General features: G+C 69.9%; 2 protein-coding genes. Both read left to right on the forward strand.

Annotated elements, in window-relative coordinates; genetic code table 11:
- The coding region (locus tag I0C86_RS00070; RefSeq protein WP_196199066.1) for a transposase at nucleotides 1-225 on the forward strand (225 nt) is incomplete at its 5' end.
- A gap of 2 nt (nucleotides 226-227) precedes the next feature.
- Nucleotides 228-821: IS3 family transposase (locus I0C86_RS00075; RefSeq protein ID WP_323373384.1), on the forward strand; the 594-nt coding region annotated here is incomplete at its 3' end.

Consider the following 821-nt stretch of genomic DNA (forward strand, 5'->3'; position numbering starts at 1 on the left):
TCGATCGCTCAGGTCGCCCGTGACCTGGGGATCAATAGCGGAACCCTGGCCAACTGGGTGAAGAGGGACCGCGAGCTTCGCGGTGAGGCCGCTGCCGGGCAGTTGGCCGAGGACGAGCGGGCGGAGCTGGCCCGGCTGCGGCGGGAGAACGCGGAGCTGGCGATGGAGCGTGATGTCCTCAAGCGATCCGTGGTCCTGTGGGTCAAGGAAGCAACGGGCCGGTAAGCGTGGCCGCCTTCATCGCTTCCCAGAGGACCGAGCATTGCGTGCCGCACGCGGTGGCCTGCCGTGCCCTGGGGATGTCCCAGTCATGGTTCTACAAGTGGCGTGACCGGCCGCCGACCCGCCGCGATGACCGGCGTGTCCGGCTGGCGACCGCGGTCCAGAAGGTGTTCGACGACTCGGGCGGCACCTATGGCAGTCCGCGCATCGGGATCGAGCTGCGCGAGCAGGGCTGGCAGGTCTGCGACAACACGATCGCGCACCTCATGGCCCGTTCTGGGCTGACCGCCCGGGTCAGGCGTCGCCGCCGGGGCCTGACCCGCCAGGGTACCCGTCCGGCCGCGCCGGACCTGGTCAAGCGGGCGTTCACCGCGCCGGCGCCGGATGTCGCCTGGTGCGGCGACATGACCGAGATCCGCACCGACGAGGGCAAGATCTACCTGGCCACCGTCATCGACCTGTACTCCCGTCGCATCCTCGGCTACGCGATGGGCGCCCACCACGACGCCGGGCTGGTCGTCGCAGCGCTGAACATGGCCGCCGTCACCCGGCACGGCATCGTCGACGGGGTGATCTTCCACAGCGACAGAGGCAGCGAA

The organism is Plantactinospora alkalitolerans, assembly GCF_015690345.1.
GTDB lineage: Bacteria > Actinomycetota > Actinomycetes > Mycobacteriales > Micromonosporaceae > Plantactinospora > Plantactinospora alkalitolerans.